The sequence below is a fragment of the Zhongshania sp. genome (assembly GCF_041623545.1).
GTDB lineage: Bacteria > Pseudomonadota > Gammaproteobacteria > Pseudomonadales > Spongiibacteraceae > Spongiibacter.
Window position 1 is genome coordinate 1 of record NZ_JBFJWS010000298.1, and the last position, 3,864, is coordinate 3,864.

3 protein-coding genes are annotated in these 3,864 nt (G+C 53.6%); all 3 read right to left on the reverse strand.

Features of this window, described 5'->3' with window-relative positions; genetic code table 11:
* Window positions 1-182, reverse strand: a 182-nt coding sequence (gene rpsF / locus ABYT30_RS16775; RefSeq protein WP_373097587.1) for a 30S ribosomal protein S6, incomplete at its 3' end; no start/stop codon positions are given.
* A gap of 151 nt (window positions 183-333) precedes the next feature.
* Complete coding sequence (rlmB, locus tag ABYT30_RS16780; protein ID WP_373097588.1) at window positions 334-1,071, reverse strand: 23S rRNA (guanosine(2251)-2'-O)-methyltransferase RlmB; 738 nt, start codon at window positions 1,069-1,071, stop codon at window positions 334-336.
* A gap of 12 nt (window positions 1,072-1,083) precedes the next feature.
* Window positions 1,084-3,810, reverse strand: coding sequence for a ribonuclease R (gene rnr, locus ABYT30_RS16785; RefSeq protein ID WP_373097590.1), 2,727 nt, complete (start codon window positions 3,808-3,810; stop codon window positions 1,084-1,086).
* Window positions 3,811-3,864 lie beyond the last annotated feature (54 nt).

A 3,864-nucleotide genomic window follows, 5' to 3' on the forward strand; every position in this document is an offset into this window, starting at 1 on the left:
AGCACGTAGTGTGCTTTGTGGATTTTGTAGATTGGGTAAGCCAGTTGACGACGGCCCCAATCTTCTAGGCGGTGTACTTTACCGCCGTCTTTTTCGATGGCTTGAGTATAACGCTCAACCATACCTGGTACTTGCTCGCTCTGGTCTGGATGGACCAAGAACACTATCTCGTAGTGACGCATTTTTCAGCTCCTTACGGGTTAAGCCACCCTTTACGGTGTGACAAGGAGGACAGCTCCGACCAACATAGTCGGAACTACCAATAAATCAAGAGCGCGGATTTTAGGTATATCGAGGATGATATGCAAGTGATTCGCACACTATTTAGCCAATTCAGGCTTTTAAGCGCTGGCGCACCGCCTCAAACAAACAAATTCCCGTTGCCACCGACACGTTTAAGCTGCTCACTGAGCCGGCCATCGGTAATTTCGCCAAATAATCGCAGTTCTCGCGAGTCAGGCGGCGCATACCACTGCCCTCTGCACCGAGTACCAGTGCCCGCGGCCCGGTTAAATCCTGCTCGTAAAGCGATAACTCGGCCTCGCCCGCCATACCGACAATCCAGACGCCGGCTTGCTGCATCTGCTGCAGACTGCGGGCGAGATTGGTGACTTGCACAAAGGGCACGACCTCTGCCGCGCCGCAGGCAACCTTCAGCACCGTAGCACTAAGCCCAACCGAGTTATCACGGGGCGCAACCACAACAGTCACCCCTGCCGCGTCGGCACTGCGTAAGCAGGCACCAAGGTTGTGGGGGTCAGTGACGCCATCTAACACGAGCACTAAAGCCGAGCTACCCGCGGCGACCACCAAATCTAGCAAGTCTTTTTCCTGAAATTGGGCCGCCGCCTCTACCAGCGCAATAACGCCCTGATGGCGCCCCTCAATCATTGCATCTAATTCAGGACGTGCCCGCTGAACCGCGTGAACCTTCGCGGCCTTAGCGAGATCAAGCACTTCCTGCAGGCGTTTATCAAGCCTGCCCGTTTGCACATACACCTCCTGAACTCGCTCAGGACTACGGGCCAGCACGCTTTGCACCGCGTGTATGCCAAATATTTTCTCTGCCACAGAATAAAACCTCTATCGACTACGACGCGTTCTATTGGCGCCCGATTTAGGTTTGCCACCCGTTTTTTTGGGTGTTTCATTTGGACCCGAAGCTTTTGCACCAGACCGACTACGGCGAGGCTTAGGTTTGGCCTCCGCAGCTTTAGCTTCAGCCGCTTTCGCACCAACTGATTTAAACGCTGCTTTAGGCTTAGCCGCCGCTTTAGACTTTGTTGGCATCAAACCCTTTAAGCCCTTGGCCAGCGCCTCACGAACAGAGGTCTTTTTAGGGGCCGCCGCCGGTACATCCGCAACAACAGGTACAACGGATTGCCGCTTTTTACGCGGCGCTGACTTCGCCGCAGGCGAACTAGCCTCGGGTTTACTGCGGCGGGGCGAGGGAGATGCGGTCTTCGGCTCGACTTTACGACCGCGACTTTGACCCGGCTTACGGCGCTGGCGCTTAGGTCCATCACCAGCTGGCTTTGTCGGGTCATGCGCTGCTTTTTTGCCAAGGTCATCGCCAGCGACAACACCCAAGTCAATTTTGCGCTGATCAAGATTAACGGCCAGAACTTGCACCTTTATTGCGTCACCAAGCTGAAAGACGCGGCGGGTCCGCTCACCAATTAAACGCTGATGAGCCTGATCAAACTGATAAAAATCCTGCGGCAGCGCAGTGATATGCACCAAGCCTTCTATATAGAGATCCTGCAACTCGACAAACATGCCGAACCCGGTGACCGCAGTGATAATACCTTCATGCTCACTGCCGACATGGTCTTGCAGGAATTCGCATTTCAGGAAGGCCATTACATCGCGGCTTGCCTCATCGGCGCGACGCTCAGCGACAGATGAGTTCGCGCCCTGAGCAATGAGGGCATCCATGTCATAGGGATAAATTTTCTTCCGATCAAGATTCGGTGCATCGCCAATCTTATGGAAGCAAGCAGGCGCTTCACCGCCGCCACTGCGAACCAAATAACGTAGCGCGCGGTGAACCAACAAATCAGGGTAACGACGAATCGGCGAGGTAAAGTGGGTATAGCCGGCATAATGCAAGCCGAAATGCCCTTCGTTCTCCGGGTGATAAACCGCCTGACTCAACGAGCGCAGCATCATGGTCTGAATTACCGCCGCATCTGGACGCTCGCCCAGATTCGACAACAACATTTGATAATCTTTAGGGCTAGGCTCTTCGCCACCCTGCAAACTCAAACCGATCTCGCCGAGGAATTCCCGCAAATTTGTTAACTTCTGTTCTGACGGACCGCTGTGCACACGGTACAGCGCTTCTAGGCCAGAGCGGTCTAAGGCTCTAGCGGTCGCAACGTTGGCGCACAACATACACTCTTCGATTAGCTTATGGGCATCGTGACGACGGATTGGCACAATTGCTTCAATGCGCTTTTCATCGTCGAAAACGATCCGCGTTTCAACAGTTTCAAAGTCAATGGCACCGCGCTCTGAACGCGCCTTGCGCAGCACTTTATAGAGATCGTGCAGATAGCGCAGTTGCGGCAATAAATGGGCATTGCGGCCGGTATTATGCTTCGGATCAACGCCCTCAAGCTCTAGCAACGCGCCCACTTCGTTATACGTCAAGCGGGCGTGAGAACGAATTAAGCCCTCATAAAACACATAGCCACTCAGTTTACCGCTAGCACTGATGGTCATTTCACAAACCATCGTCAAGCGATCAACATCGGGCTTTAATGAACAAAGGCCATTAGATAGGGCCTCGGGCAACATCGGCACCACGCGGTCTGGGAAATACACCGACGTAGCGCGCTTATGCGCCTCTTGATCAAGGGCTGAGCCAACTTGCACATAGTGAGAAACATCCGCAATTGCCACCCACAAGCGGTAACCGCCAGTTTTCTTGGGTTCGCAATACACCGCGTCATCAAAATCCCGAGCATCGTCACCATCAATGGTCACGAGCGGTAATTGACGCAAATCAACGCGATGCGCCTTATCTTTCTCAGCGGGCTCGGAACCAAAACGCCGCGCCTCTTCCTCAACGCCCTCAGGCCATTCAAAAGGAATATCATGACTGCGAATTGCCAGCTCCGTCGCCACACCAACAGTGCGCCGGTCACCCAGCACCTCGGTAATGCGTCCTCGCGCTTGCTGGCGCTGACCAGGCTGCTGAGTCAATTCGACCATCACATAATCGCCCTCTTTGGCGGTCGCGACGTCGTTATCCTCAAGTGCTAACCAATTCTGAATACGGGTATTTTCGGGTACTACCTGCGGTAGACCACGGTGCATCATCAACTTGCCAACCAACTGTTGGGTATTGTGCTCAAGGACCTCTACGATCACACCTTCACGGCGACCGCGCTGATCAACGCCCGTCACCTCAACTTTGACTGTGTCACCGTCAAAAACTTGCTGCATCTGGCGATTAGCCAAATACACGTCCTCAGACTCACCATCGATACTGACAAAACCAAAGCCATCGCGATGACCGATCACCTTGCCGACCATGCTGTCACCGCCACTAATCGCGCGCAACTGGCCGCGGCGACCTTCAATAATTTGACCGTCACGCAACATCGCCTTGATCCGACGGCGCAGACCTTCTTCCTGTTCTTCGCCCTCGATTTCGAGCTGGCGGCGCAGCTGAGCCTGGCTAATGCCCTTCTCGCTGTCTTTTAACTGTTCTAAGATATATTCACGGCTGGGAACCGGGTTTTCGTAGTTCGACGCCTCACGTTCAGCGTGGGGATCGGGGATATTTCGGCGTTTAGCCATTCAGTCAGACTTCCTTTATACAATGAAAATTTAAAAATATAGGTGTAGTGTAAC

Coding starts and splice junctions, on each gene's coding strand:
- rnr (WP_373097590.1), bottom strand. CDS start 3,810: ATGGCTAAACGCCGAAATATCCCCGATCCCCACGCTGAACGTGAGGCG.